At 63.8% G+C, this 1769-nt stretch carries 2 pseudogenes; both read right to left on the bottom strand.

The window, feature by feature from the left end:
• Positions 1-18: 18 nt before the first annotated feature.
• Positions 19-1029 (bottom strand): annotated as a pseudogene (locus DBR24_RS16385) (serine hydrolase domain-containing protein); the annotation flags it as partial.
• A gap of 213 nt (positions 1030-1242) precedes the next feature.
• A pseudogene (locus DBR24_RS16380) lies at positions 1243-1769 on the bottom strand (beta-agarase); the annotation flags it as partial.

The raw sequence follows: 1769 nt of genomic DNA, 5'->3' as shown, positions 1-1769 counted from the left end.
GGGCTGCATGCTCGATCAACCGGACGTGCCGAACGCCCGCGGGCCGAGGCCGTAGGTGGCGTTCGGCACGTCCGGTTGATCGAGCATGCAGCCCAGACCGAAACGGGTACGGGTCAACAGAGTCTTGTCTTCGCCGAGGCTGTGTTCGCGGGTCAGCTCTTCGAGCATGTCGCTCTCGAGCAGGCTGCCGTCGAGCAAACCGGCGTAAAAGCCCGCCAGACTGCGCGCGTTGCCGTGGCCGTTGGCCGCCGGTTGCTGCATGCGGCGCCACTCCGGCTTGTTGGTGCTGGTGAGCACCGAGGGCGGATTGGTAAAGGCGCGGGTGGTCATCGCGGTCGGTTCGCGCAGGGTCACTTGCAGCAGACGCTGAGCGGCGGCGTCCCCGGCATTGCCTTTGCCCCGTGCGATATGCGCGACGCGGTGAAACTCTTCATCGGCCAGGCCAACGTGAAAGTCCAGGCCCAGGGGCCTGGCGACACGGGCGACGATGGACTCCCCCGGCCCGCGACCGTCGGCGCGCCGCAGCAACTCGCCCATCAACCAGCCGTAAGTGATTGCGGCATAACCGTGGCCGGTGCCCGGCGTCCACCACGGTGCTTCAGCCGCGAGAGCGTCGACCATGGTTTGCCAGTCGTACAGTGCTTCCGGCGCCAGCAACTCACGCAAGGCCGGCAGACCGGCCTGATGGCAGAGCAATTGGCGCAGGGTGACCGACTCTTTGCCGGCCGCGGCGAACTCCGGCCAGTAGCGCGCAACCGGAACATCGAGTTGCAACTTGCCTTCGGCAACCAGCTGTAGCGCGGTGACGGCGGTGAAGGTTTTGGTGCAGGAAAACAGGTTGGCGATGGTGTCGCTGTGCCAGGCCTCGCGACCATCCTTGTCGGCAGTGCCGGACCAGAGGTCGAGAACGGTTTCTCCACCGACCTTGATGCACAGGGCTGCGCCGCGTTCCTGGGGATCGTCGAACAGTGCGGCAAAGGCTTCGCGCACCGCTTCGAATTGAAGCTCGTAATGTCCCTGAATCTGCACCCGCAACTCCCCCGCGAAAACGCTCTACAAAGTGGCCCGCATTGTTCCAGCCCTAGAGGGATTTGGGAACAGCTGCGGGCCAGACGGTTAAATGCTGTGGTGAGGCTACTGGCACCTTCGCGAGCAGGCCCGCTGCCACACTGATCTTCAGTGCAGCAGAGATCGAATGCGGAAGCGGGCTTGCTCGCGAAGAACGCTAACGCGGTCTAAACCTTAGTGACCATTCCCGGAATGCCCACCCGCATGACTGGCACCCGGCCCCTTGCCGGCCTCGCCCTTGCGTCCGCCTTCAGCTTCATGCCCCGCCGCAGCGGCCGCTTTCTCAGCCTCCTTGCCCAACTGTTCAAGCGCCTGCAGGTTGCTTTTGCGCACAGTCTCGACAAACCCCTGATACGGCAGATCCGTCACCCCGACCAGTCCGAAGTGCCCGTTCTCACCATCGAGCAGACGCCCGGTCACCGGCTGATCCAGATACTGGAACCAGTGCACACCGACAATCGACGGTTCACTCAACGCCTGCTTGAGGAAGTTGGCGTAGGCCGGTCCGCGATCTTCTTCCCGGCTCAACTGCGTCACGCCGCCCCAGAACGGGCCGCGATCGGTCGAGCCGAAGTTGAACTCGGTGATCAAGACCGGTTTGTCGAGGGCACCCAGCGCGGCGAAGTCATAGCCGTCCTGTGGCTTGAGCGTGTACATGTTGAAACTCAACACATCGCAATACTGCGCGCAGGAGGCCACGG

It is taken from the genome of Pseudomonas sp. HMWF006, assembly GCF_003061205.1.
GTDB lineage: Bacteria > Pseudomonadota > Gammaproteobacteria > Pseudomonadales > Pseudomonadaceae > Aquipseudomonas > Aquipseudomonas monsensis.
Note: the sequence above shows the minus strand (reverse complement) of the source record. Positions and strands in the feature narration are given on the sequence as shown.